This window comes from Salinicoccus sp. Bachu38, from assembly GCF_038561955.2.
In the GTDB taxonomy this organism is placed as follows: domain Bacteria; phylum Bacillota; class Bacilli; order Staphylococcales; family Salinicoccaceae; genus Salinicoccus; species Salinicoccus bachuensis.
Window position 1 is genome coordinate 610,129 of record NZ_CP138333.2, and the last position, 23,806, is coordinate 633,934.

Here is a 23,806-nt window from a genome sequence, read left to right on the forward strand (position 1 = left end):
AATTCCTACTATTAAAGACCACACTTCTATTGTATAATATAAAAGTTGAAAGGTGGCAGGAAACATGAATTCGAAGACTCTGATTTCCCTTCTGAAAATAAAAGAGGCATATGGGGATTTCCCGGAAACTGTGACAAACATAACGATGGATTCACGCGAAGTGGATGGACACTCCGTATTCGTCGCGATCAGAGGCTACCAGGTGGATGGCTTCGACTTTATTCCACAGGCCATCCGGTCCGGCTGCCGGTTCATCGTCACAGATCGCCACCGGGAGATGCCGGAGGGCGTCGGGCTGCTCGTCGTCCGGGACCCGGAGAAGGTGGCCGCCCTGTTTGCGGAGTACATCTATGATTTTCCGCATGAAACCCAGACGATGATCGGGGTCACCGGAACGAACGGCAAGACGACCGTGGCGACGATGATCCACAATCTGAGCCGGGCACTCGGCAAGAACAGCGCCTATCTCGGGACGAACGGGTTCATGCTCAATGAAGACCGCTACGGCAGCACGAACACGACGCCGGAGACGACGCGCCTGCACAAGCGCATCCAGGAGGCCCATGAGCGGGAGACGGAAGTGTTCACGATGGAGGTGTCGTCGCATGCCCTCGGGCTCGGGCGCACATTCGGCATCGACTATGACATCACGATCTTCACGAACCTGACGCAGGATCATCTCGATTTCCACAATACGATGGATGAGTACGGCTATACGAAGGGCCTCCTGTTCTCCCAGATGGGGCACAACATGAAGGACCGCAAATACATCATCCTCAACCAGGACGATCCATGGGCGGCGCGCTACAGCAGGATGACGCCGCACGAAGTGATCACCTACGGCATGACTTCTGAAGCGGACTTCCATCCGACGGATATAGAAGGGACGCTCGAAGGCTTCAACTTCACGCTCAATACGCCGGAAGGCGCCTTCCATGTCGATTCGCCGTACATCGGCCACTTCAATATACAGAACCTGATGTGCGCCATCATCAGCGAATGGCTGCAGGGGTACCGGCTGCCCCGCATCATCGGCGCCGTCAGTGACATGGCACCGGTCGAAGGGCGCCTTGAAGTGCTGGACAAGACGCTGCCGATCGACATCATCATCGATTTCGCCCATACGCCGGACGCACTGGACAAGATCATAGATACAATCGAGCCCTTCGTCACCCAGCGTCTGATCTTCCTCGTCGGCATGACCGGCGAGCGTGACCTGTCGAAGGCCCGTGAAATGGGGCGCATATCCACGCGGGCGGACGTGGCGATCTTCACGCCGGACAATCCGGCCAATGACGACCCAAGGATGCTCGTCGAGGCACTCGAGGCGGGTGCGGCGCATGACAGCTACCATTCCTTCACGGACCGCACGGAAGGCATCGAATACGCCATCGACATCGCGGAGCCCGGCGACACGGTGGTCCTCGCATGCAAGGGCCGCGAGCCGTACCAGATCATGGAGGACTATGTGAAGGTGCCGCACCGCGACGACCTGATCGCACTGGATAGGGCCTACCGCAAATACCGGAGGGATGAATATGTTACAGATACAGACATCCATCAATGATGTCACGATGCCGGTGTTCATTTTCCCGCACGAAGAACGGAACACGTGCATCGTCAGCATACCGGATATGAACTTCAGCCTGGAATACAGCCGGACGCTCAGTGAAGCGGACCAGGCCGAGGAGATCGTCCTCCATCTGTTCAATGTGATGGATGAGGCGGAATGCGAAGCAGTCGCGCGTGACATTACCCGAGCAACCTCTACAAAGTAAGGAGAAAATTATGGATTTCACTCATGAAATAGAAAAAAGAAAGACGTTCGCCATCATCTCGCACCCGGATGCCGGGAAGACGACGCTGACGGAGAAGCTGCTGCTCTTCGGCGGTGCCATCCGCCAGGCAGGGACGGTCAAGGGGAAGAAGGGCGGCAAGTTCGCCACTTCCGACTGGATGAAGGTGGAGCAGGAGCGTGGCATCAGTGTCACAAGTTCCGTCATGCAGTTCGACTTCGACGGCTATAAGATCAACATCCTGGATACCCCGGGGCACGAGGACTTCTCTGAGGATACGTACCGCACACTGATGGCAGTCGACTCCGCCGTCATGGTCATCGATGCCGCAAAAGGAATCGAGCCGCAGACGCTGAAGCTCTTCAAAGTCTGCAAGATGCGCGGCATTCCGATCTTCACGTTCATCAACAAGCTCGACCGTGTCGGCAAGGAGCCGTTCGAACTGCTCGAGGAGATCGAGTCCACACTCGAAATCGAGACGTACCCGATGACGTGGCCGATCGGCATGGGGCCAAGCTTCTTCGGCATCATCAACCGCAAGGACCGCGCGATCAACCCGTACCGCGAAGCGGACAAGCTCGCACTTGATGACGACTATGAACTGAAGCAGGACCACCCGATCGCTGAAGACGAAGCATTTCAGACCGCAGTCGATGAGTTCATGCTCGTCGAGGAGGCGGGGGACGCCTTCGACCGCGACAAGATTTCAAGAGGGGACCTGACGCCGGTCTTCTTCGGTTCCGCACTGTCCACGTTCGGCATCGAGGAATTCCTCGATACGTATGTCGACTATGCGCCGATGCCGACACCAAGGAAGACGAAGGAGGAGTCGCAGGTCGCACCGACGAACGAAGACTTCAGCGGCTTCATCTTCAAGATCCAGGCCAACATGGACCCGCGCCACCGCGACCGCCTGGCATTCATGCGCGTCGTCTCCGGCAAGTTCACGCGCGGCATGGAGGTCACCCTGGCCCGCACCGGACGGAAGACGAAGGTCAACCGGGCGACGATGTTCATGGCCGATGATACGGAGACCGTCAACGAGGCATACGCCGGCGACATCATCGGACTGTACGACACCGGCAACTTCCAGATCGGCGATACGCTCTATGACGGTCAGAAGGTCGACTTTGAGGATCTGCCGCAGTTCACGCCGGAGATGTTCATGAAGGTGTCTGCGAAGAACGTCATGAAGCAGAAGCACTTCTACAAGGGCATCGAACAGCTCGTGCAGGAGGGTGCCATCCAGTACTACAAGACGGTGCACACGAACCAGCCGATACTCGGTGCCGTCGGGCAGCTGCAGTTCGAAGTGTTCGAACACCGCATGAAGAACGAATACAACACGGACGTCATCATGGAGCCGATCGGCAAGAAGCTTGCCCGCTGGGTGGAGAACGAAGATGCCATCACGGATGCGATGAGCACGTCGCGCTCGAACCTCGTGCTCGACCGCTACGACAACCAGGTCTTCCTGTTCGAGAACGAGTTCGCCATGCGCTGGTTCAGCGAGAAGTATCCCGAAATAAAACTCTATACGCTGCTGTAGCATTTATACTTTACTTTGGCCGTCACATCGTCTATATTTAGGAATGTAATGGAAGTGGACGTACACCTTTTCATCGGAAAAGGGGAGTAACGAATGGGGCGACCCATCAATGCATCGTCATGACGGATGAATCCCGGTGCATTGAGCAATACATCGTATTGTATCGTGAGACCTTGACCGTATGCCTTTTTGGCATGCGATCAGGGTCTTTTTGCGTTCATATCAACTTTTAGGAGGAAATACTATGGATTTTGCGATAATTTTGGAGTACGCATGGGTGCTCGTCGTCCTGATCGTGCTTGAAGGGCTGCTTGCTGCAGACAACGCAGTCGTACTTGCCGTAATGGTCAAGCACCTGGACCGGAAACGCCGGAAGAAGGCGCTGTTCTACGGCCTGCTCGGTGCGTTCGTCTTCCGGATGATCGCCATACTGCTGCTCGTCTGGCTCGTCCAGTGGTGGTGGATGCAGGCACTCGGTGCGCTCTACCTGTTCTACGTATCGATCTCCCACCTCATCAAGCTGAGGCAGGGGGAGAAGGAACCGGAGGAACCGACGGCCGGCACGGAAGGCATCGCGCTGGACGAAGCGAAGAAGAAGGGCGGCGGATTCTGGTTTACAGTATTCAAGGTGGAGCTTGCGGACATCGCATTTGCCATCGATTCGATACTTGCAGCCGCAGCCATTGCGCTCGCCCTGCCTGAAGTCGGCGGAGACTTCTTCGGCGTCAATGCCGGACAGTATACCGTAATGCTCATCGGTGGCCTGATCGGGGTCATCATCATGCGGTTCTTCGCCACATGGTTCGTCGAGCTGCTCAACCGGAAGCCGGGACTCGAAGTGGCGGCATTCATCATCGTCGGCTGGGTCGGTGTGAAGCTTGCGGTGCTGACTCTGGCGCATGATGCGATCGGCGTCATACCGCATGACTTCCCGCATTCCACAACATGGAAGCTGATCTTCTGGGCGGTCATGGTGATCATCATTTCAGCCGGCTGGTTCCTGAGCAAGGATGAAGGCCACGGTAAAAAAGTGGAAAGCAATTATTAAAATCTCTATAATGAGTGGTACAAAACAGTTAGGAGGGGTCGCCTTTGGAAAGATCGGAGAAGCACATCATTCCAAAAGATAGATATCGCCGGAAGCGGAGAATGTTTGCAGGCGATGATTCAGAACGCATGGATGGATCGGACCAGGAACAGTCACCACAGGAAAATATGACGGATGGACGAAATCCCCTTTCATCGGAACCACAGAATGACAGAGTCGAACCTCAGGCAGCTTCAGACAATACAGAAGAGAGACCGGCCGCAGCCAGGCGGCGTGAAAATGAACCGGCACCGGAAACGGAACGGGAATATGCCCCCGGTGAGGAAGGGTACAGGGATCGGAGCGCGCCCGCCAGCATGGGCGGCACTGTCGGCATGACCCCGGGTGAGGATGATGCGGATCGCCCTGCAGGCAATGATGGCAGCGGCGACGGCAATGACGGCAACAGGCGCCGGGGCTGCCTCGGCGGTTTCCTGCTGCCCTTCATCGCAGGCCTCCTCGGTGCACTCGTCATGCTCCTCCTGTTCAACTTCATGAACGATGGTGGAGGCAGCGGCAACAGCGGTGAAGATGCAGCCGACGAGAGCGTCTCCGAGGAGAACCAGCAGGAGATCGAGGACATCAAGAACCAGCTCCAGGAGGAGAGCGGCAACACGGACAAGCAGGTCTCCGACACGACGGCCGCCATACAGAAGGCGAAGCAGTCGGTCGTTTCGATCATCAACCTGCAGAGGGTCGGTGAAATCGTACCGGGCCTCCAGGAGACGCCTGAGAGCGAGCCGGAAGAAGCGGGCACCGGTTCCGGTGTCATCTACAAGCTGACTGACGAATATGCCTACATCGTCACGAACAACCACGTGGTGGACGGCGCGACGGAACTCCAGGTCAACCTTGAAAGCGGAGACCAGCTGAGCGGTGAGATCGTCGGCACCGACCTCTGGACGGACCTTGCAGTCGTCCGGGTCGAGCGCGGCAACATCGACAATGCCATCGACTTCGGCAACAGCGACCAGCTGCTCGTCGGTGAGACGGCCATAGCGATCGGTTCGCCGCTCGGCCAGGCCTTCTCGGGCTCCGTGTCCCGGGGGATCATCTCCGGACTCGACCGGAGCGTCCCTGTCGACATCGATACCGACGGCAACTATGACTGGGAGGCGAACGTGATCCAGACGGATGCCGCGATCAATCCCGGAAACTCCGGCGGTGCACTGGTCGACCAGAATGGTGACCTGATCGGCATCAACTCCATGAAGATCAGCATGCCGACGGTCGAAGGCATCGGCTTCGCCATTCCGGTGAACGAAGTCGAGCAGATCGTCACGCAGCTCGAGGAGAATGGCGAAGTGCAGCGTCCTTACCTCGGTGTACTCCTCCAGGACCTGTACACGGTCCCGGCAGAAGTGCTGGTCAATGAAATGAACCTGCCGGATGACGTGAACTCGGGCGTCATCATCAGCCATGTCGAAGAAGGGACACCGGCGGACGCAGCGGGGCTTGAAGCGCTTGACGTCGTCGTGTCGCTGGACGGCAATGAAGTGCAGAACATGATGGAACTCAGGAAATACCTGTACTACGAAAAGGCACAGGGCGAAGAGATGCAGATCGAGTATTACCGCGATGGAGAACTGCAGCAGACGACAGCGACATTGGAATAGATTACAGGCACCGGCCACTGGCCGGTGCTTTTTATTATGAATAGCGGAAGGTGAAAGAGGGTACTGTAAAAGCAATTACGAAGCCGTCTTGACACAGGTGTTGCACCTGCGTGATAATGAAGTGTATTTTTGAAAATATGATGCGAAACGCGTGCATTTGAAAGAAGGGGTTGCAATGTTCAAGTGGCTGGAGCGCTTCATGGATTCCCTCAGTCCACAACGCGGTATATTTCTGTATTATCTCATCGCATTGATGCTGGCGAGCGTGCTGCTCAGCCTGCCGGTCCTCTATCGGGGAGACAAGGATACGGCGCTGATCGACACCATCTTCGTCGCTGCATCCGCACTGTCGGTCACAGGACTGACTTCGGTCAATATTTCGGAGACCTTCAATACATTGGGGTATTTTGCAATCATGCTGATCATGAACTTGGGCGGCATCGGCATCATGGCGATGGGAACGATGGTATGGGTGCTGTTCGGGCGCCGCATCGGCCTTCGGGAACGCATGCAGATTGCAGTCGACAACAACCAGTATAAATTTTCGGGTGCAGTCAAACTTGTGCTCGAGATCATCAAGGTGCTGCTGGCGATTGAAGCGATTGGCGCGTTCATGTATGTCACCTACTTCATGGTCGAGTCTAATGATATATACTATTCGCTCATGCACGGCATCTTCCTGTCCGTGTCCGCCACGACCAACGGCGGGATGGATCTGTTCGGCGACTCCCTGCTCGGGTTTGAAGAAGCCTACATACTGCAGGTGCCGGTGATGATACAGATCATGCTCGGAGCCATCGGATACCCGGTGCTGATCGAAGTGAGGAACTATTTGAGCAAGCACCATAAGAACTTCCGTTTTACCCTGTTCGCCAAGCTCACGACACTGACATATGCGGGACTCTTCTTCCTCGGTGCGTTCTTCATTTTCATCATGGAATCGCAGAACTATTTCGTCCGCGATTCGTGGTTCAAGACGATGATGAACAGCATGTTCGCCTCCGCGACGACGCGGAGCGGGGGACTGACGACCGTCGATCCCAGCCTGTTCAGTGATGCCACCCAGCTGATGATGAGCGCCTTCATGTTCATCGGCGCCTCACCGAGTTCCGCCGGCGGCGGCATCCGGACGACGACATTCGCGATACTGATCCTATTCCTGGTCGCATTCAGCCGCGGCCGTACGGATATCCGGATATTCAACCGGGAGATTGCGAAGGAGGACCTGCACCGCGCATTCGCCGTCATCACGCTCGCGGTGTTTCTCGTCTTCGGCGGTGTCATCTCCGTCGTCCTGTTCGAGGACAGCCGCTTCGACCTGATCGATGTCATCTTTGAAGTGAGCAGCGCATTCGGAACGTGCGGACTGTCCACCGGCATCACCGATGAGCTGTCCACACCGAGCAAGGTGGTCGTCATGATCTTCATGTTCATCGGACGGATCGGGTTCATTTCATTCCTGTTCACCATGGCCGGCCGTCAGAAGGAACTGCCGTATCACTTCCCTAAAGAGCGCATTCTGATCGGTTAGACCATTTCCAATGAAAGGAGGGAGCGCCATGCAGGAATTTTTCAGCGTCAGCCTCATCCTGACCCAGCACATCAACCGTCGGCTCGGCAAGCAGCCCGGCGTCACACTGTCCAAAGTCTCCCGGTACAAGCGTGGATTATCATTCGAAGAGAACAACCACATCCTCCTGTGTGACCTTGGCGGGACGCTCGGCATCGATATGGAATACATCGCACCGCGCAACCCGTCCATCACCAGCATGAACTACATGGGCTACAATTTCGGCGTCTTCAACCATAAGGATATATCGAACATTTCCCATCTGCGTCGGACGATGAGCTTCTCCAACTTCCCTTGGATGACCTGCAACATCACCCATCCGATGACGAAGGAGCCCTTCTTCGGCGAACCGTACGAAGTCTACATCGTCAACGGCATGAAGCTCGCCATCCTCGGGGGATATGCCGGCAGCTTCCGCCCCGAAGCGGAGAAGAAGCATCCGACACTGCACGTCTCATCACTCAGCAGCTCGGTCAAACGCTGGCTTCGCTACATCTACGACACCGACGATCCCGACTATGTCATCGTCTGCATCTCCGATGCCGATGACGAAATCAGTGCCATCATCAAGGACATGGAAGGCGTCGGCCTCCTCATCACCGGCAGCTGTGACGATGAGGAGCTCGAGGAGGACGAACACGAAACCTTCACCGCCAACGATGACCAGAACATCCCGAGACACCACCATCACCACAACGGCAAGGTCATGCACGTCGAGCTCAACTTCAAGACCCGCACCACAACCTACGAATATTTGAGTCATTCCGTTTCCCGCATCGACCACTCCGTCTCCCAGCTCTCGGAAGATCACCGCATGCTCGACCTTGTGCACTACCATCTATAATATATGTATGAAAATGAAGAGCAGCAGCTCCCCTTGATAGGGGGCTGCTGCTTTTTTGCAGGTTGAAGGAGGAGTGGGCGGCCCAACTCGCCATGGTGACGGCTGCGACTGTGGATTAGGCGCCCAACTTGCACCCGGAACGGCTGCCACTGAGAATTGGACGTCCAACTTGCACCCGGAACGGCTGCCACTGAGAATTGGACGCCCAACTTGCACTCGGAACTGCCGCGACTGTGAATTAGACGTCCAACTTGCACTCGGAACCGCTGCGACTGTGAATTGGATGCCCAACTTGCAATCGGAACCGCTGCCACTGCGAATTAGCCGCCCAACTTGCAACAGGAATCACTGCGACTGAGAATTAGACGTCCAACTTGCAATCGGGACTGCTGCCACTGTGAATTGGACGCCCAACTTGCAATCGGAACTGCCGCGACTGAGAATTGGACGTCCAACTTGCACCCGGAACGGCTGCCACTGTGAATTGGACGTCCCAACCCGGACCCACCCTCGCAATCCGTCCAACCAAAAAAAGGCCACCCCCAGCACACTGCATAACCGCAGCCGCTGAGGGTGGCCTTCATCTCTATTTATAAAATCTATAAAAAATCAACGGACGTCCTTGTAATCTATAATCATATATCGATATTGCCACACGGCGATATCTGTCATACATACCCCTTAAGAAAAACTTTCATACATCCCGATTGCCGGACGCCTCTGTCGATCGCTAGAGAACTACTCTTCGATGATCTTGTACCTTTTGTGGTTGACTACTGTCTTTTCAAACATTTCGTGTTCGTCGAAGCTATCGTTGATTGTGATGTCGACGATGACTGAGTTTTCGTTCACTTTCTCGACTTTTCCTCTCATGCCGTCAAACTCTACAATGTTTCCAACTTTCGCCGCCTCTACTTCTACTTCCATGCAACATACCTCCACAACAATGATGTAAGACATTATACTACATTTTGTAAAAATTTCAATCCCTAGTGCGTAAATAGGAAAAATAAAAAGTAACCGCTTACACTCCAAGCCTTCAAAAAGCCGGATACGGCAGCGTCCTTCAGAGACGCCCGGTACCCGGCGCATTCACACTATTATTCTGTACGCGCACTGCCAGATTCAACCGGCTGGCGGTCCGCTTCACGAGCGTCACCTGCGGCAGTCATGGAAGCATCACTTTCTACCTCAGCCCTAGAATCAAACGGTTCAGACGCAACATCCCTCAAAACATCACCATCGTCCGTGGCGCTGCGCTTCTTCAGCTTCTGATTGCGTTTCTTCGGCTGCGCACTCTCCGCGACGATCTTGCGTGCCTTCTTCACTTTCTTCTTATCCTTCTTGATCTGTTTCTCAAGATCGAACGGATGATACATTTCCCGCTCGATCATATAGTCGGCGATGCGGGCATGCTGGTTCAGTGCCTGCGACAGCTGGCGCTTCAGAATTTCCCGCACTTCCGGGGAAATGGTTTCCGTCAGTGCAACGGCATAGGCACGGACGGTGGCTTTGGACGAGACGAGCAGCTCTGTGGCGATGAGCTCATCCCGCTTCTTGCCGGCATGATCCAAAATATCTTCGAATTCCATTGTTTGGCCTCCCTGGGTCCTGGTCTCACTTTTATACACTCAGACTTGCATATGATACATCTATGGCAATAGTGCTTCTATTTCATCAATCGCTTTCTCGGAAATCTGCTTTTCCTTGCGCAGCAGTTTCCTGAGCTCCGGATCCTCCACGATGGAATCCATCATGTGGGCTTTCAATAAAGTCGACCGGCGCAGCGTCGTCACTTCATGGAGTTCCAGTGTCTCGTGGACACCGAGTTCAAGGTCGATCTTGTCTTTTTTGGCCATGGTTTGCCTCCTCAATTCACTCTATGGCACTAGAATACCATGACTGGGGAAAATAGACACCATGGGACGCAATAGAAATAATATTCTAACAACTTAATCATCACTCCCCATCATACATCGCCCGAAGTGTCCGCCGTGCCGACGCCCGCCAGTTCTTCACACTCGATACGCTGAAGCCCGTCACAGCAGCAATCTCGCGCACACTGTAGCCCTTCAGAGTGTAGGCGAGCCACACCCGCTCATGCTCCCCGAGCAGCCCCCGCGCACTCTCCAGTTCCATCATATACAGGCTGTCCATGCGCCCGCCGACCGATTCCGCCAGCAGATCATCTGCAGTCACGCTGACTGCGTTCGTATAGCGGGAGACCCTGCGTATCTCATCGATCAGCCGCTGGTAGATCCGCGTATAGACGAACTGCGACTCCGTCGCCCCCTTCGCCGCAATGTCATCAAAAGTGGAAAGCGCATTGTACACCGCCATGCGGCCCACCTGCATGTAGTCATCCTGGTCGAACTGGATGCTGAGGCGCTTCATGATGCTGTAGATCATCGGTTCATAGTCCTTTATCTTCTCGTTCATGCCATCGTCCTGTGACGCATCGATACATCTTTTATTTCCGGATAACTGTATCGTAGAATAAAAACCCGCCTACGGCACCCGGGCCTCCGCCCCGAAACAGGCCCCTAATAATAGTTAAGTTAACATTTAATTAAATATTGTTAATATTATGTTATATAAAGTGAAGTTAGGGTATAATTGAGGTTGCAACTACATAAAGGGGTGAACCATGTTTACGACACCATCATTGAATCCGGGTCTCTGCTACATCGAACCCGTCCGGCATGCGGAGTTCCTGTGCCAGGCGGTCTACCACGGCGAGGCGCCGCAACCATCACACAAGCCGACAGAAGCACTGATCGACGAGCTGCTCATCTACTATTACGGGACGAACCTCGCGGCGCGGCGGGCCCATCTGAAAGCGGCGCATGCCATCCACCGCATGGGCCCGATCGTCATCGACGAGCGCATCCAGTTCGTCCTGTTCCCGATTACGACGAGCCGCGCGCGCAATCCATTCTGGATCAATCTCCACCATTTCCTCATGTGCCAGCCGGCAGGGGAGGGGATGACCGATATCCACTTCAATCATGGTATGATGAAGTCGGTAGCGGCCGACTACAATTTTTGCGAGAAGCAGTATGAAAAGGCGCTCCGGGTGCTGGACCGCTCGACGAAGATCCGGGAACAGAGCGCACTCTACATCACACGGCAGCTTCAAAGGAACGGTCAGGGCGCAGATTTCAGCAGATAATTTATTTTTCTGTATATTATAACTTTTCATTTTAGGTAATCTTTAGCATAATGATAATGTGAACGGAGGATGCGACATGAAGATTCTGATGGCCGGCGGCATATATATCGATCAGAGTGGAAATGCAGCTTCGTTCATCGGCGGGCATGAAGTGGCGGTACTGACCGCCACCCATTCCCGCCACACCGTTCATCTACATACGAATCTCAGTTCCGAATCGACGGAACAGACGAAGGAATTGAAGCGCCGTCTGCGGGCGCACGGGGTCGACCCGCGCATCGCCGGCCGCGTGTCCGCCCCCTATGGCACGATAGACGGAGAGACGGTCGAACCCGGGAGCAATGTGTTCGAAACCGTCCGCGCCGACCGGACTGCGGATAGGGACGGCTACGATCTCTTCATCCTCACCACCGACATTGCCGAACGCGATTTCAGGTGGCTGCTGGCCCGTGCACGCAGGGAGGAGATCCCTGTCATCGTCTTCACGTGCGGCGAGTACACGTCATACAGTGATCATGACATCGTCAACGTCGTCCTTGCAGAGACGGGGGTGCCCGAGTATCACCGTCATACCGGAGACATACGGAACATATTGGCGGAACGGGGCATCATCGAACACGCGCCGGTCGAACGCAGCGGGAGCGGGGTGAAGTCGCCGTTCCATACGGTACTGCGAGTCCTTGCCCAGCTGCTGGCGATCGGCGTGCTGGTGGGCCTTGCGATACTCGGCGTGCTGTACCTCATCGGGCTGACCGGCGGGAATGCCGCCCATGAAGCGGATATCGACCCCGATCAGGCAGTGGACCATGCCGATTGCGGCACCATTGAAGAATGCCGCGCGCTCGGAGACGATCATCTCGCGGCACTGAACAGCTACATCGACATCCGGGAATCCCCGCACATGTTTGTGGAGAACCGCAGCCGGATACATTACATCACGTATACGGTGGCGGATTTCGCCCTAACCAGTCCGACGGCGCACGAGGCGCTGCCGGTCGGCTCGCAGGAGGAATTCGAAGCCATATGGACGCGGTTTAGGACATTCTTCCCGGACGAACATATAAAAGATATCGACCAGTTCGAACTGTTTTCGGACGGGGAGGGCAACACGCTCGCCTATGTCGATGTGACGGAGACGGGGACGACGCTTGCCGTGGACATCCGGGACAACCGCAACCTGCCGAGCGAGTACCGCACGCTGATCCACGAGTTTGCGCACGTCTATTCCCTGCCGATCGAGGCCTTTGAAGACAACAGCACGGATCTCGATCAGCTGAAGGAGGATACGCTGATGGCGGACTACACCGAACGCTTCTGGAGCCAGTACGGCGAGGAGTGGATTGAGAACAAGTTCAAGTCGCAGCCGGAAAGCGAAGCCTTCTACAACAACAATATCAATGATTTCCACGAGCCCTATCAGGCAACCAATCCGAAGGAGGACTTTGCCATCACCTTCCTGCACTTCATCATCAATGAAATGCCGGAGGAGAGCAGTCAGCTGAAGGATATCAAAGTGCGCGCACTGTACGAAGATCCGGAACTCGTCGGGCTGCGCGTCGACATACTATCAAACATCCTAGAATATGAGAAGGAGAGGGCTTTAAGTGAAGCTCAAAGTAAAGATTAGAGATACCACACTCACGATAGACACCGTACACATCAATGCCGAAGGCACCGTCCAGGATCTCATTGCCACACTGATCGAAAAAAACCTTGCCGCCCCTGAGGTGATGCATGATCTGACCATAAAGGGGTATGAAGATATTGAGAAAGGGCATCTCAGACTGTCCACACTGTTCTGCACCTCGGACAAGGCATATTTGAGCAATACGCACATCAGCATCACGCTGACCATGAAGGCCGAAGCGGAGACGCTTGCGAACCAGACGCTGCTCGACTATTCGAAGGTCGTCCAGGCCGTGGAGAAGTACGACGAGGCGCTGGCAGCACTTGCAGTCCGGCCCGGCACGGTGTTCTTCGTCCAGCAGGAAGCGGACCAGTACCTGCTGCGCCGGGAACTGTGGGGGATCGAAGTGTTCCACTTCCGCACACAGTACGAGGAGGCATTCCAGGAAGCGGAGCGGACACCGATCGTCACCATCGAGCTGAAGTCGCGGGATGCGCTGACAAAGGACGAGCTCAAGTGGGTACGGACCATCATGTTCCCATCACGTCATAGGCGCAATCCACTGATCCGTCTGAACCATCCACCAATTTCTCAAGCGCACATCGATGTCATCGCCACACTCATCCACCGTATGGTCGTCATCATGGGTAAATTCGAAGGGACGGCCACCCATCTTGAAAGCAATGACGCACATCTGCCGACATACGTACAATTGGGGGTGGAATGCTCCATAGGATATATAGAGAAGGCACAGTTGGAGGGCATCCGATAAATATTTGCCATATGGTGGAGTTACTGCCACTATGGACTGTGGACACCTTTATTGTGGGTAATGTGAGGGAGAGTAATATGTCAAAAAAGCGGGTTGACTATCTATGAGTAAATTAAACACACGAAACGTCTGCAGATATATCTATCTGCTGAACGCAAAAATCGATCATCTGGCCGAATTCAGAACGAAGAACGGACTCTTATCCAGGGAACAGCTGTACATCATCGAGATGGTGGCTGAAGAACCGGGCATTACACAGAAGACGCTCATCGGCCGCCTGAAGAAGGAACAGACTTCCATTTCCCGTGCCGTCCAGAAGCTTGTCGACCAGGACTACCTGATCAAGCGCCAGCATCAGGATGACATGAGGGCTTCGTATCTCGAAGTGACGGAGCAGGCGGTTGAGGCACTGAATGAACTGGAAGAGAAAATCTGTGAAGTGACGGACGATATACTTGAATCATTGAATCACGATGACAAGAAGACACTGACTGATATTCTGCAGAAGATTCATATATGACCGGAAGGCCCCCGGAACCTGAAATCAGGTTCCGGGGGCCTTCTGCATCTATTTCTTGTCCTTTGAGAGCTTCTTCACTGTCTTCACTTTCTTCTTGTCGTGCTTGAGCTGGTCCTTGACGTCATGGGCATGGTACATGCCGTTCTCCATCATGTAGTCGGCAACCCGCGCGTGCTGGTTGATCGCCTGCGTCAGCTGGCGCTTCAGCACATCCCGGACTTCCGGGGATGCAGCTTCCGTCAGCGCCACAGCGTATGTGCGTACAGCCGCCTTTGACGTGACGAGCATTTCCGTCGCAATGAGTTCATCCCTGTTTTCTCCCGCTTTTTCAAGCATTTCCTCCATCTCCATCTGTACATCTCCTTTTCATTGTTCCGCCCTAGGGCAGAAGTTCCTGGATTTCATCAATCGCTTTTTTGGAAATCTTGCGTTCCTTGCGGACGATTTCACGCAGCTTCGAATCCTCTGCGAGGGATTCCATCATCCCCGCTTTCAAGAGGGATGCCTGTCTGATCGTCATCACCTCATGGAGCTCGATCGTCTCATGCACAGCAAGGTTCGGTTTTTCTGCGCTTTTATTTTTCTTCTTATCCTTGTTCTTGGCCATGTCCATCCTCCTTCAGCTTTTCCATATTGGCTGTTCAGTTATAGCTTACCCAGGACGCCTGAATGTAAACGCCCCATGAAAAGAAGATATAATGTGTGTTGACATTGACGCTGCGTCACCGCCTAGTATGAAGGGGAGGAGGGAGATTGATGGAATATACGGTGAAGGCACTCGCTGATCTCGCCGGCGTGAGCAGGCGGACACTCAGATACTATGACCAGACCGGGCTGCTCAGACCTGCCCGCATCAACAGCTCGGGCTACCGCATATACGGACAGGCGGAAGTCGACCGGCTGCAGCTCATCCTCTTCTATAGGATGCTCGGTGTCCGGCTGGATGAAATCGAGCAGATTCTCGAGCGCCCGGAGTTTGATGCGGCAGAAGCACTCAGACGGCACCATGCGGCACTCATCGAAGAGCGCAGGACGCTCGACCGGCTGATACAGAATGTGGAGCGGACGATCGAAGCGAAGGAAGGGGGGAGACACATGCAGGACAGGGAGAAATTCGAAGGTTTTAAAAAGGAAAGACTTGAAGAGAACGAATCGCGGTACGGTACGGAAATCCGCGAAAAGTACGGCGAAGACACCGTCAGGGCATCCAATGCGAAATGGATGGGCATGTCGGAGGAGGACTACGACAGGATGACGGTACTCGAAGCGGAACTCAAGGAGGTGCTGAGGGATGCTGTAGACAATCCGACGGAAGCACGCGCCCGGCGGGCAGCACAGCTGCACAAGGAATGGCTGATGTGCACGTGGACTGAGTATTCGAAAGCGGCCCACCAGGGACTCGCCGAGATGTATGTGGCAGACGGACGCTTCAGGAAATATTATGATGATGTCGCACCGGGTGCCGCAGAATTCCTGCGGGATGCGATAGTACAGTATGCGGAATAGCGGGTAACATCATAATGCATCAGAAAAGGACTGCTTTCCAAAATGGAAAGCAGTCCTTCAATATATTCTCTATAAATCAGCTGCCTCTCCAGTCATATCGACGAGGAGGCCATGCTGTGACGCAACATGCAGATCGCGGTAGATGCGGTTCAATGGATGGTCTTCCATGATGACGTCCATGCCGAGGTGCCGGAGGACTGCCTGTGCACCACCGATGCCTGCCTGGGCTACGATTTTGCTGCATCCAACCACCGCATCCAAATGGGATTCTTCAAGAGGACTGCCTTCGAGATGGCTGTGCCAGGATGATTCGACTGTATTGTAGAAATCCTCACGGGCTCGCAAAAACGCTGCTTCATGCTCCGCAAGCAGACGATTCACCTGGTCATATCTCTCCGGCGTCTTTTCCATCCATGATGACTGCTTACGATCGATGTGCGTGCGTGACGCTTCAAAGAAGTGTCTGGCGATGCCGACTGCCGTCGATGCGATGTTGGCAGTGGCGAATGGCTGGAATGGATAATGATAGACCGGATGGTCGAAATGGAAGTGGGGGTCCGCTACATCGAAACGATGGTGCTCAGGCACGAAGGCATCCGCCACATGGATGATGTGGCTGCCGGTCGCCTTGAGTCCGAACGCATTCCAGTCTTCATCAATTTCCACCTGCTCCGGCGTGAAAGCGAAGGCCTGCAGCTTTCCGTCATCTGCATCATCGGACGCGATCCGGCACGTGGCTGTGAAGAGGCTTGCGTGGCTGGCGCCGCTACAGAATGGCCAGGTGCCATTTATTTTATAGCCGCCCGGGGTTTTGCGGGCAGTGCCCATTGGCCGGTCGCTGCCGGCGATGTAGAAGTTGCGGTGTGCAAACAATTGTCTAACGGCGCCCGGTTCCATGACGGTGGCGAAGAAGCCGGCCCCGGAACCGATCTGTACGAGCCAGCCGAAGCTGCCATCGGCCCTTGCAGCATCCTCGAAGACCTGAAGCGCTTCCGGCAATCCCAGCATCCGGCCGCCCACCTCTTTTGGCACGAACAGCTTGAACAATCCACGGTCATGGATGAGTTCAAGCACTTCGGGACACAGTGCGCCATTCTTTTCCATGCTTTCGGCATGAAGTCTGACAGTTTCGGTGATATGTGCATCAATCATTATCATCACCTGTCCTCAGCATATGGTAGATCTCACGCTTGAGCTTGGTGAATGTCTCATCGAGGATGATGTCGTGGTCGCGCGGCCGTTCGAATGGCACCTCGATTTCGCGCGCGATGCGGGCAGGCTTGTCCGAGAGGATGAGTATCCGGTCTGACATGTAGAGGGCTTCTTCGATGCTGTGGGTGATGAAGAGGACGGAGCGACGATCCATCTCCCAGATCTTCAGAAGCCAGTCCTGCATGTCGAGGCGGGTGAGTTCATCGAGTGCCCCGAATGGTTCATCAAGCAGCATCAGTTCCTGCGGGCTGAGCAGGGAGCGGATAAAGGCGACGCGCTGACGCATGCCGCCGGACAGCGTATTCGGATAGGATTTTTCATATCCTTCGAGTCCGGCACGCTTGAGCCACTGGCGGGCGGTTGCCTTGTCTACATTGCCGGTGATCTCCTGGACGAGTACGACATTGTCCTCGATTGTCCGCCATGGCAGGAGGGAATCCTGCTGGGGCAGATAGCTGATGTTGCCGCGGGTGCCGTTGACCCGTGCGCCATCGATGAAGATGTCACCGTCCTCCGGCTCATACAGGCCACCGATCAGGTTGAAGATCGTACTCTTGCCGCTGCCCGAAGGGCCGAGCAGGGTGACGAATTCACCGTCGGCGACATCAAGGGACAGGCCATCCAGCACATGGACATCATTCCCGCCATTGAACTTATGCGTGAGGTTTCTGACCTCGAGCTTATTCGTCATCGTCATCCGCTCCTTTCCTGTCCGTATCCCATGGCACGAGCCATTTTTCAAGCAGCATGATGAAGCCGAACAGGATCAGGCTGATCGCCATGATGACGAATATGGCGACGAACACCTGGTCTGTCCGGAATGCGGAGGAGGCGACGGTCATGAAGACGCCGAGCCCCTCCTGGGCACCGAGCCATTCCGCGATGACGGCACCCATCACACTGTATGTCGCTGAAATCTTGAGCCCTGAAAAAAAGTAGGGCAGGGCGCTCGGCCACTCCAGCTTGAAGAAGATCTGCCGGCGTGATGCCCCGATCATCTGCATATAATTGAGCAGCGTCGGATTGGTCTGCCTGAACCCGTCGATCAGTGACACTGCGACCGGGAAGAAGCAGACGAGCGTGATGATCAGTATCTTCGGCAGGGTGCCGAAGCCGAACCACAGCACGAGCAGTGGAGCGAGGGCGATGATCGGCACGTTCTGCGAGAGGATCATCAGCGGGTAGATGCTCTGCTTGGCCCTCGGCATCAGGTGGAGCAGTATGGCCAGTGCCAGTCCCACGCTCACACCGATGGCGAATCCGCCGAGCGCAATCTGTATGGTGGACAGGCTGTGCGCCCATAGGCGCGGGTAGATTTCCATGCCTTCCTGGATGATCTGGACCGGGCTCGGCAGAATCCAGTCACGGATGTTAAAAAGTGTTGTAGCCAGCTGCCAGATCACCAGTATGGCGAGTATCGCAAGGAGCGGTGGGATTACGCTCCAGGATGAGATTCGTCGCATTCGCTATTCCTCCAATTCACTCTTCACCGGGCAGAAATTCATTCGTGAATGCCTGGTCGACGTCGAGTTCGGATTCAATCAGGCCGTTCTCATGCATCCAGCTCATATAGTTCTCCCAGACATCGTGCTCCTGATGGCCCCAGTAGGGCGCATCGCCCTGATAGACATCCGTCAGCCATTCCTGGCTGGCCATGACGAGTTCCGCGTCAAGGTCCGGTTCTGCAGCCAGCAGGTGCTCCGCTGCCGCCTCGGGCTGATCCATCGCAAACTGGTAGCCTTCCGCCGTCGCCCGGGTGAACGCTTCGACGGTTTCCGAATCGTTTTCCAGCATCTCTTCATTCGTGATCAGTACAGGTGTGTAGAAGTTGAGCGCATCGGAATACTCGGTGAAGTCAATCGTGTTGAGCGGGAAGTCGCGCAGTTCAGCTTCCACACCCGTCCAGCCGTAGTAGATCCATGCAAAGTCGACATCACGCTGTACGGCGGTGAAGAAGTCCGTATCGCCGATGTTGATGATGTCGACGTTTTCAATATCCGCACCATCCGCCTGCATGATGGAGGCGATGGTCTCCTCCTCAATCGGCGAACCGTATCCGCCATACGTGTGCCCCTCGAGATCCGACGGCGTCTCGAGGCCGTATTCTTCGGGGGAGGCGAGTACGGACGTATTATCCTGTATGATGGCAGCGAGCGAGACGATCGATACGTCCTGCAGGCGTGCCTGGGTGACGTTCTCCTGGGCACTGATACCGAAATCCCCATTGCCCGTCGCAACAGTCTGTTCCGCACCGGCTTCACCCGGCAGGACGATCTCGACATCGAGGCCCTGTTCCTCGTAGTAGCCTTCCGCCTGTGCGGCGTAGATGCCGGTATGGTTCGTATTCGGTGTCCAGTCCAGTACGAAGGTCACTTCCGTCAGTGATTCCGTATCGGCCGGCTCCTCCCCTCCATTTCCGCCGCATGCGGCGAGCAGCAGGACGAGTATGAGTGGCAATAATATCTTCTTCATAAATGGAAAACTCCTCTCGAAATGGCGGTGTCCCATACCGCATTCTCCGTAAAATGGGTATAAAAAAACACCTTCCTTATCTGGAGGCGTCAAAGAGCTGCAGCTTAGGTATACGCATCCCGCATATCCACTGCACATTCCCTACGCTGGTATTATCCAGATCAGGTCCAAGGGTCAGGTATCACCTTCTCAGCCATGTTGGCTCCCCTATGTTCATTCTATTCATTTTGCATACCCATTGTACCATGTACACATTTCCACTCCAAGTACATAATAAAAAACACCCGAGGGCAGCGGTGCCTTCGGGTGCATATCAAGTCTACAGGTCCTTCTCCATATAGACGTGCGGGATGCCCGCATCCTCGAATTCATCGGAGGAGACGGCGTAACCGAGCTTCTTGTAGAAGTCGATCGCATGCACCTGCGCACCGAGCTTGGCGCGGGTGTAGCCATTGTCCCGGGCATGCTGGTGGACGAATTCCATCAGCTTGAGCCCGAGCTTCCTGCCACGTTCCTCGGGCAGCACGGCCATGCGTTCGACTTTGATCATGTCGTCGTCGACCGGCCGGTACCTTACCGTACCGATCGGTTCGTCGTCGATCAGCAGAATATGTGTCGCCGCGTCTTCGTATTCATCCACTTCACGGTCCATTGGGACGTTCTGTTCCTCGACGAAGACGCGCTTTCTGATTTCAAGGCACTGGTTGTACATGATGTTGTTTTCAGCCACTTTGATTTCCATGGAATCCTCCTTACATTGCATTCTTGCGCCGGATGGCGGTGAACTGCCAGAATATCTTCATCTGCTCGAGGTTCCAGTACTCGAGTCCGAGAGAGAGGGCAGGCTTCGTATTGAACTTGATGCCGCTCGCCTCGGCGGCAGCCAGGGCCAGGTACTGGATGTGGGGTCTGAGCTGCTTGAACGGTTCCGACAGCCGTCCGTCCTCCTTGACCCAGTCCATCGGGAAGATGAGTTCGAATATGTTGATCCGCTTGTAGATGTCCGGCAGGGCGATGATGTAGCACGCCGCATCGACTTCCGGATTCTTCAGCGATTCGCTGAAGTAGCCCCGGATCGACTGGTACATCTCCTTGTGCTCGTGGCTCTGGTAGAAATACGTATCCTCGATTTTCGCTTCACCGCTGTGCTTGATCTGACTCTCCAGAAAGTCGAACATCTCATTGATGTTCGTCTCCTTGTCATACGTCTTCCTCATCACAATCCGCTCCTAAACTTCATTTTGAGATCGATCAAAGTCCTCGCTTCCAGTTCCATTATCGTAATATTCTTCGGTGCTTTCCTCGTAGTATTCCTCAGTGTTCTCTTCATAGTTGAACTGTTCCGTGCTGTCTTCCTGTATGTCCTCAGAACCGTTGCCGTCTTCCGGCGGCCAGTAGTTGTCCTCTTCGGTCGTCGGCGCCCCAGGATTTTCGCCCGTCCCTTCCTCCTGGGTCGGCTGCTCACCGGTTGCTTCCTCTCCAGTCGCTTCTTCACCGCTTGCTTCCTCGGAATTCTCATCAAGGTTCTCTTCACCTTCGATGCTCTCTTCAGGGTTGTCGTCCCCGCTCATATTGAAGCCGTTGCCGAGGTCGCTTTCGTAGCCTTCCTGTGTGAAGTACGGCTCCGTCTCCGGCTCGAATTCATTCAGGTAGTAGTCGCTGACGTACTGGTAAGGTGTAATATGATCGGACAGCCGGATGTTGATCAGGTCGTAAGGTTCCGGCTCCTCGATTTCCAGCACCTCCCGGAGCGTCTGCGAGATCAGGTAGAGATGCTCTTCGTTCGCCCAGTAGAAGTAGGCGCCGTTGCCCTGGTACCAGAAATCCGAACCACGGACCTGGGTCGTGTTGAATGTGACATCGTTGAAGGAGTAGTAGGCGGCGAGGCTGCGGATCGTCTTCGATGTCATGTCATGCTTCGTATTGTCTGCGACGACATCGATCAGGTCGTCGATTTTCGACAGCGCACCAGTCGATTTCGCCTTCGACAGTATCTTCTCGACCATCTCAAGCTGGCGCTGGCCGCGCCCGAGGTCTGTATCCACCCGGCGGCTCCGCACCACCGCGAGCGCCTCCTCGCCATTCAGTTCCTGCACGCCTTCCTCAAGTTCGATCCGTCCACGGTCGATGGAGTTCGGCTCGTTCATATCGAACGGCACATCGAATTCCACACCGCCGAGCGCATCGACCATATCCACCACGGCCGCCATGTTGACGCGGACGTAGTGGTCGACCGGCACGTTCAGCAGGGATTCAACGGCACGCATGGAGGCTTCCGGTCCACCTTCACGGTGGGCGTGCGTAATCTTGTCGAAGTAGTTCTCCTCAGGGAAGTATGTCAGTGTATCCCGCGGGATGCTGACGAGTTTCACTTCATCCTCGTCCTTGTCGAATGTCGCGAGGATCATCGTATCCGTCCGGAAGTCCTGGGAATCGAGATCCCCCTCCTCCTTGCGGGATTCACTTTCATCGATGCCGAGGATCAGTACCGTGAAGCTGTCCATCGTCGGATCGATGTCTCCCAGCCGGAGCTCAGACCGGTCACGGTCCGTAGCTTCGAATGAATCGCTCACGCCCTGTTCGAATGAATTGAACAGGTTGTAGATATATACCCCGATGACAACAAGCGCAATGACGAGGAACAGCAGGACGCCAATAAGAATTTTCTTTTTCATAATTTAATAGACCCACTTTGTTTGGTTTAGTATGTAATGACAGATTGCCATCTTTTAATTATAATATGGGAGAACCATAAATTGGAATAGGAAATAGGAATTATTTCCCGATATTAAAACTTTGTCACATGATATAGAATATGGAGTCGAATTACAAGTGATATATCATGTCAATGAAAATGCCAGAGGTGCTGTATGAAGAAAGTCACAATGTTTGTATGGAACAACTTCGTCAATGATGCAAGGGTGCTCAGGGAAGCGACGGCCCTCACCGAGGAAGGGTACGCGGTCACCGTCATCGCCAAGAAGGAGATGGACGAGTTGCATCTGCCTTCAAGCGAGACCATCGCCCCCGATGTATACGTCAACCGGCCGCTCAAGATCGAACTGCCTAAAATAATTCAGGGCAAAATGAAATCCACGATCCTGTCGAAGCATCTGCCGAACATGCTCGAGATGTTCAAGATGATGATGCTCGGGCGCAGCAGTGATGCAGACATCTATCATTCGCATGATTTGAACACGCTGCTGCAGGGTATCGCCAGTGCGAAGATCCGCTTGGATAGGAAGCCGCTCATCTATGATTCCCATGAAGTGCAGACGAGCCGTACACATTATTCCTTCAACAAGATCTATAAGCTCGAGAAGTTCCTGCTCAGGTTCACAGATCATGTCATCGTGGAAAACGATACACGGGCAGACTACCACAGGCGACTGTACAGGAAAAGGCCTACGCCGGTGCACAACTATTCCGAGTTCTATGACATCGAAGCGGTCGAAGCTTTCCCGATCCGGGAGACATACGGCATCGATCCGAACGAGAAGGTCGTGCTGTACCAGGGCGGCATGCAGGAGGGGAGGGGGCTGTTCAAACTGCTGGACGCCTTCAGGGACATCGAAGGGGCCCGTCTGATCATGCTCGGTGACGGCAAGGAACGCCTCAACCTGATTGAATACCATAAACAACTGGCGATGGAAGACAAGGTCACCTTCATCGACCGGGTGCCGTACAGGGAGCTCAGACGCTATACGAAAGCAGCCGACATCGGCATCCAGTTCCTCGAGAACACCAACTTCAACCACTATTCCGCCTCATCCAACAAGCTCTTCGAATACATCATGGCCCATGTGCCGGTCATCGGCTCGAAGCTGCCGGAGATCGAAGCGGTCATCGAATCCGAAGAGGTGGGGCTGACGGTCGAGCCGGAGAGTACAATCCAATTGAAGGCGGCCATCGAGCAGCTCATCAATGACGATGAATTGAGAAGAAGATTCAGGGAGAATGCGAAGCAGGCGAAACTGAAGTATAACTGGAACGAAGAGAAGGATGTACTGAAGAAGGTGTACAGAAGAATAGACAAATAGAAAAGAGATTCCTCAAAATTGAG

At 54.6% G+C, this 23,806-nt stretch carries 26 protein-coding genes and 1 riboswitch; of the genes, 13 read left to right on the top strand and 13 right to left on the bottom strand.

From position 1 onward, the window contains the following. Positions 1-64: 64 nt before the first annotated feature. The 7 genes from RQP18_RS03125 (at position 65) to RQP18_RS03155 (ending at position 8,462) form a co-directional block, all read left to right on the top strand. Positions 65-1,567, top strand: coding sequence for a UDP-N-acetylmuramoyl-L-alanyl-D-glutamate--2,6-diaminopimelate ligase (locus RQP18_RS03125; RefSeq protein WP_342388702.1), 1,503 nt, complete (start codon positions 65-67; stop codon positions 1,565-1,567). After that, positions 1,539-1,778 (top strand): YueH family protein, encoded by a 240-nt coding sequence (locus RQP18_RS03130; RefSeq protein ID WP_342388703.1) that lies wholly within the window; start codon positions 1,539-1,541, stop codon positions 1,776-1,778. The genes RQP18_RS03125 and RQP18_RS03130 overlap by 29 nt, the downstream gene beginning before the upstream one ends. Positions 1,779-1,788: 10 nt before the next feature. After that, entirely contained in the window at positions 1,789-3,345 is a 1,557-nt protein-coding gene (locus RQP18_RS03135) for a peptide chain release factor 3 (protein WP_342388704.1), read from the top strand. A 244-nt stretch (positions 3,346-3,589) separates the two neighbouring features. Continuing rightward, on the top strand, positions 3,590-4,393 hold the full coding sequence (locus RQP18_RS03140) for a TerC family protein (RefSeq protein WP_342388705.1): 804 nt from the start codon (positions 3,590-3,592) through the stop codon (positions 4,391-4,393). A 44-nt stretch (positions 4,394-4,437) separates the two neighbouring features. Further along, positions 4,438-6,048 carry a trypsin-like peptidase domain-containing protein gene (locus RQP18_RS03145; RefSeq protein WP_342388706.1) on the top strand — a complete coding sequence of 537 codons (1,611 nt, stop codon included), beginning with the start codon at positions 4,438-4,440 and terminating at the stop codon, positions 6,046-6,048. Between the two features lie 175 nt (positions 6,049-6,223). Then, positions 6,224-7,579 (top strand): TrkH family potassium uptake protein, encoded by a 1,356-nt coding sequence (locus tag RQP18_RS03150; RefSeq protein ID WP_342388707.1) that lies wholly within the window; start codon positions 6,224-6,226, stop codon positions 7,577-7,579. 28 nt (positions 7,580-7,607) lie between these two features. Then, positions 7,608-8,462 (top strand): hypothetical protein, encoded by an 855-nt coding sequence (locus RQP18_RS03155; protein ID WP_342388708.1) that lies wholly within the window; start codon positions 7,608-7,610, stop codon positions 8,460-8,462. A 738-nt stretch (positions 8,463-9,200) separates the two neighbouring features. On the opposite strand, the gene RQP18_RS03160 is transcribed toward RQP18_RS03155, so the two are convergent. The 4 genes from RQP18_RS03160 to RQP18_RS03175 all read right to left on the bottom strand — a co-directional run bounded on the left by RQP18_RS03160 (position 9,201) and on the right by RQP18_RS03175 (position 10,901). Continuing rightward, entirely contained in the window at positions 9,201-9,389 is a 189-nt protein-coding gene (locus tag RQP18_RS03160) for a YkvS family protein (protein ID WP_342388709.1), read from the bottom strand. 173 nt (positions 9,390-9,562) lie between these two features. Beyond that, positions 9,563-10,054 (bottom strand): spore coat protein, encoded by a 492-nt coding sequence (locus RQP18_RS03165; RefSeq protein ID WP_342388710.1) that lies wholly within the window; start codon positions 10,052-10,054, stop codon positions 9,563-9,565. A 60-nt stretch (positions 10,055-10,114) separates the two neighbouring features. After that, a complete protein-coding gene (locus RQP18_RS03170; RefSeq protein WP_342388711.1) occupies positions 10,115-10,321 on the bottom strand; it encodes a spore coat protein in 207 nt (68 codons plus the stop codon). A gap of 100 nt (positions 10,322-10,421) precedes the next feature. After that, positions 10,422-10,901, bottom strand: a complete 480-nt coding sequence (locus RQP18_RS03175) for a sigma-70 family RNA polymerase sigma factor (RefSeq protein ID WP_342388713.1) — start codon at positions 10,899-10,901, stop codon at positions 10,422-10,424. 208 nt (positions 10,902-11,109) lie between these two features. On the opposite strand from RQP18_RS03175, the gene RQP18_RS03180 reads away from it, so the two are divergent. From RQP18_RS03180 to RQP18_RS03195, 4 genes are all read left to right on the top strand, one after another. Then, positions 11,110-11,634 carry a competence protein ComK gene (locus tag RQP18_RS03180; protein WP_342388714.1) on the top strand — a complete coding sequence of 175 codons (525 nt, stop codon included), beginning with the start codon at positions 11,110-11,112 and terminating at the stop codon, positions 11,632-11,634. 76 nt (positions 11,635-11,710) lie between these two features. Continuing rightward, positions 11,711-13,261, top strand: a complete 1,551-nt coding sequence (locus RQP18_RS03185; RefSeq protein ID WP_342388715.1) for a hypothetical protein — start codon at positions 11,711-11,713, stop codon at positions 13,259-13,261. Next, positions 13,239-14,033 (top strand): hypothetical protein, encoded by a 795-nt coding sequence (locus tag RQP18_RS03190; RefSeq protein WP_342388716.1) that lies wholly within the window; start codon positions 13,239-13,241, stop codon positions 14,031-14,033. Before RQP18_RS03185 ends, RQP18_RS03190 begins: the two co-directional genes overlap by 23 nt. A gap of 103 nt (positions 14,034-14,136) precedes the next feature. Beyond that, positions 14,137-14,553: a MarR family winged helix-turn-helix transcriptional regulator gene (locus RQP18_RS03195; protein ID WP_342388717.1), complete on the top strand. Its 417-nt coding sequence runs from the start codon at positions 14,137-14,139 to the stop codon at positions 14,551-14,553. Between the two features lie 48 nt (positions 14,554-14,601). On the opposite strand, the gene RQP18_RS03200 is transcribed toward RQP18_RS03195, so the two are convergent. Beyond that, positions 14,602-14,904: a spore coat protein gene (locus tag RQP18_RS03200; RefSeq protein ID WP_342388718.1), complete on the bottom strand. Its 303-nt coding sequence runs from the start codon at positions 14,902-14,904 to the stop codon at positions 14,602-14,604. Between the two features lie 28 nt (positions 14,905-14,932). Beyond that, positions 14,933-15,160 (bottom strand): hypothetical protein, encoded by a 228-nt coding sequence (locus RQP18_RS03205; protein WP_342388719.1) that lies wholly within the window; start codon positions 15,158-15,160, stop codon positions 14,933-14,935. Between the two features lie 149 nt (positions 15,161-15,309). On the opposite strand from RQP18_RS03205, the gene RQP18_RS03210 reads away from it, so the two are divergent. After that, the gene (locus RQP18_RS03210; protein WP_342388720.1) at positions 15,310-16,059 is read left to right on the top strand and encodes a MerR family transcriptional regulator; all 750 of its coding nucleotides are present in this window, start codon (positions 15,310-15,312) and stop codon (positions 16,057-16,059) included. A 69-nt stretch (positions 16,060-16,128) separates the two neighbouring features. On the opposite strand, the gene RQP18_RS03215 is transcribed toward RQP18_RS03210, so the two are convergent. The 7 genes from RQP18_RS03215 to RQP18_RS03245 all read right to left on the bottom strand — a co-directional run bounded on the left by RQP18_RS03215 (position 16,129) and on the right by RQP18_RS03245 (position 22,418). Next, positions 16,129-17,211 (bottom strand): acyl-CoA dehydrogenase family protein, encoded by a 1,083-nt coding sequence (locus tag RQP18_RS03215; protein WP_342388721.1) that lies wholly within the window; start codon positions 17,209-17,211, stop codon positions 16,129-16,131. Continuing rightward, the gene (locus RQP18_RS03220; protein WP_342388722.1) at positions 17,204-17,962 is read right to left on the bottom strand and encodes an ABC transporter ATP-binding protein; all 759 of its coding nucleotides are present in this window, start codon (positions 17,960-17,962) and stop codon (positions 17,204-17,206) included. The genes RQP18_RS03215 and RQP18_RS03220 overlap by 8 nt, the downstream gene beginning before the upstream one ends. Continuing rightward, complete coding sequence (locus RQP18_RS03225) at positions 17,952-18,734, bottom strand: ABC transporter permease (protein ID WP_342388723.1); 783 nt, start codon at positions 18,732-18,734, stop codon at positions 17,952-17,954. The genes RQP18_RS03220 and RQP18_RS03225 overlap by 11 nt, the downstream gene beginning before the upstream one ends. A 16-nt stretch (positions 18,735-18,750) precedes the next feature. Further along, positions 18,751-19,743 (bottom strand): ABC transporter substrate-binding protein, encoded by a 993-nt coding sequence (locus tag RQP18_RS03230; RefSeq protein ID WP_342388724.1) that lies wholly within the window; start codon positions 19,741-19,743, stop codon positions 18,751-18,753. A 121-nt stretch (positions 19,744-19,864) separates the two neighbouring features. Then, a riboswitch (TPP riboswitch) is annotated at positions 19,865-19,962 on the bottom strand. Positions 19,963-20,062: 100 nt separating this feature from the next. Beyond that, positions 20,063-20,485 carry a GNAT family N-acetyltransferase gene (locus tag RQP18_RS03235; RefSeq protein ID WP_342388725.1) on the bottom strand — a complete coding sequence of 141 codons (423 nt, stop codon included), beginning with the start codon at positions 20,483-20,485 and terminating at the stop codon, positions 20,063-20,065. Between the two features lie 10 nt (positions 20,486-20,495). After that, complete coding sequence (locus RQP18_RS03240; RefSeq protein ID WP_342388726.1) at positions 20,496-20,960, bottom strand: DUF2538 family protein; 465 nt, start codon at positions 20,958-20,960, stop codon at positions 20,496-20,498. A 12-nt stretch (positions 20,961-20,972) separates the two neighbouring features. Further along, positions 20,973-22,418 (bottom strand): LCP family protein, encoded by a 1,446-nt coding sequence (locus tag RQP18_RS03245; RefSeq protein ID WP_342388727.1) that lies wholly within the window; start codon positions 22,416-22,418, stop codon positions 20,973-20,975. A gap of 195 nt (positions 22,419-22,613) precedes the next feature. Here RQP18_RS03245 and RQP18_RS03250 point away from each other — a divergent pair, with 195 nt between their 5' ends. Then, positions 22,614-23,783, top strand: coding sequence for a glycosyltransferase family 4 protein (locus tag RQP18_RS03250; RefSeq protein WP_342388728.1), 1,170 nt, complete (start codon positions 22,614-22,616; stop codon positions 23,781-23,783). Positions 23,784-23,806 lie beyond the last annotated feature (23 nt).